General features: G+C 69.3%; 4 protein-coding genes. 1 reads left to right on the forward strand and 3 read right to left on the reverse strand.

Annotated elements, in window-relative coordinates; translation table 11 throughout:
* Positions 1-113: 113 nt before the first annotated feature.
* The gene (locus tag DBR34_RS15215) at positions 114-434 is read right to left on the reverse strand and encodes a hypothetical protein (RefSeq protein ID WP_128097425.1); all 321 of its coding nucleotides are present in this window, start codon (positions 432-434) and stop codon (positions 114-116) included.
* A 105-nt stretch (positions 435-539) separates the two neighbouring features.
* On the opposite strand from DBR34_RS15215, the gene DBR34_RS15220 reads away from it, so the two are divergent.
* On the forward strand, positions 540-1,034 hold the full coding sequence (locus DBR34_RS15220) for a DUF1543 domain-containing protein (protein ID WP_128097426.1): 495 nt from the start codon (positions 540-542) through the stop codon (positions 1,032-1,034).
* A 24-nt stretch (positions 1,035-1,058) separates the two neighbouring features.
* Here the strand turns inward: DBR34_RS15220 and DBR34_RS15225 are convergent, their stop codons facing one another.
* Both DBR34_RS15225 and DBR34_RS15230 read right to left on the reverse strand, forming a co-directional pair.
* Positions 1,059-1,523 carry a hypothetical protein gene (locus tag DBR34_RS15225; RefSeq protein WP_128097427.1) on the reverse strand — a complete coding sequence of 155 codons (465 nt, stop codon included), beginning with the start codon at positions 1,521-1,523 and terminating at the stop codon, positions 1,059-1,061.
* Between the two features lie 64 nt (positions 1,524-1,587).
* Positions 1,588-2,165 (reverse strand): hypothetical protein (locus DBR34_RS15230; protein ID WP_181394030.1); only part of this gene is annotated, 578 nt, incomplete at its 5' end.

The raw sequence follows: 2,165 nt of genomic DNA on the forward strand, positions 1-2,165 counted from the left end.
CGCATCCAACATCCGGTAGAGCCACCCCATGGGTGGCTGTACGGAAACCCGGCGATCCAATGGCACCGCCACCCGGGCACAGCCACCCATGGGGTGGCTCTACCTGCGGGGCATCACTCGCAGCGGACGGCGGTGATCACGTTCTGCTTGTCGATGAACACGCGCAGGCGATCCTGGCGAAGGTCACGGGTGGTGATCGTTTCCGGGCCGATCGGGTTGACCAGCCCGGCGCCGCTCTGCGCCGACAGCTTGCGCATGGTGGCTTCGTCGGCCGTCTTCCCCACCGCCCAGTCCAGGCCCTCGGCCTTGCACAGGCCCGGGCCCTTGACCTGCGGGCCGGGGGTGCTGACGCAGGCGCCGAGCGCCAGGCTCGCAACGAGGGCCAGTGCGGCGGCCAGCCGGCCGGAGGTGAGGCTGCGCGAAGGGAAATGCATGGGGTCGCTCCTGCGGATTCAGGCGCTGACGATACCACTGCCGCCGCGATCTCCGCGTGGTGGCAACGCTACACTGCACGCCCTTGCAAAGACCGGGAGAAAGCAGTGCTGCACGTGTTCATGCTGGGCGGGCGCCATGCGCGGGCGCGCATCGAAGTTCATGACGTGGCCTTCGCCAATGTCGACCGCCCCGAGGATGCCTACCCGCAACTGCGCCGGGAATGGTTCGGCGACGCCAAGGGCCTGCACGTGGACGGCTGGCTGGCGGTGGACGGGGTGGACGGGTATCAGGTCCGTTTCGGCGACGTCGCCCCGGGCCCCGCTGCGCCGCGCCTGTTCTTCGTCAACCTGGGCGGCTACGTGCCGGGCGCGCTGGGCGAGGCGCACGACTACCTGCTGCTGGTTGCCGGCGACGTGGCCGACGCCAGGCAGAAGGCCAAACACCTGCGCGACGCGAGCTGGATCAAGCCTCATACCGACGCGGTGCTGGACGTGGACGACTGCATCGCCATCGACCAGGTGGGCGGCCGCTACGTGCAGCTGAAGCCGGGCGCGCATGCCGAGATGACGCTGGTCAGCGATTACATCGTGATCGGCTGAGCGCGCCCCGGGGGCGTGGCTACGTCAGTCGGTGGGCGCCGGGTGCCCGTCGATGGAGGAGCAGGTTTCGGCCTGCTCCGCTGCAGCCACCGTGACCGTTGCGCGCTCGCCATCACGCTGGCGCAGGACGATGTCATCCACCCGCGCCCACTGTCCATCCGCGCTGAAGGCGGTTTCATAAGGCCCGTGCACGATGGAGAAGCGGGCCAGGATCCGCGCCTGCGGCAGGTCCAGCAGGAACACATTGGAGTAGGGCGTGGTGCCGGGCGTCATCTGGTCCCAGGGGCTGCCCCAAGCGAGTGCGCGGGTGTGGGCGCAGTTCACCCGCCAACCATCCACCGGCGATCCCAGCCGTATCCGCACCGCACGGGTGCCGCGCTTGAACACCACGTCATTGCCGCGGCCCGCGACGTCGCTGATCGAGGCCGCGCTGCGCTGGGACAGGGCCGGGCGTTCCGTGCTGCCTGCCGCCACACCGCTGCTGGCCAACAGCAGCAGGCAGAGAACGGCAAGCCAGCAGCTCCGCGATACATGAAGGCGTGTGTCCGGGCGATTACGGCGTGGCTGCATCCTGACCGCCACGCCGCGTATAGACAGCCTTCCAGACGGCATCCATGTGCTTCTGGAACAGCGGCGGCGCATCCTTGTAGGAGGCGCTGTCCTGGCGCTCGCCGCCGAACGGCGCGTCGCCTTCGATGGTGACCAGCGATTCGCCGTCGATGCGGTAGACATCGTTGTCGCGGCGCAGCTCGATCACGATCTGCTGCGGGTCCACGCCGCCGCCGCAGAAGCTGTGGCTGGCCAGGGTGAGCTCGGCCACGCCATCGGCGTCCAGGTCGCTGGCCCCGACCTGGTCGAGGAAGTAGCCCGCGTCCAGGTCCAGGCCCTCGCACTCGGTCGGGCTGTCGCTCTGCCAACGCTGCACGAAGGGGGCGTCGGCGGTGGCGCGCCCGTACAGGGTGGCGGTCAGGGTGGCCACGTCCATGTCTTGATCACTGTCGGCGTCGTGCGTGCGGGTATCGGTGCGGGTCAGCACGAGCAGGCCTTCACCGGCGGTGTCGCGGTAATGCACCAGCTTCAGCGGCTCGCGGATGCCCAGGCCGTCGGTTTCGCTGCCGGGCAGGGCGGGCA

The sequence above is a fragment of the Stenotrophomonas sp. HMWF003 genome (assembly GCF_003061285.1).
In the GTDB taxonomy this organism is placed as follows: Bacteria; Pseudomonadota; Gammaproteobacteria; order Xanthomonadales; family Xanthomonadaceae; genus Stenotrophomonas; species Stenotrophomonas maltophilia_AP.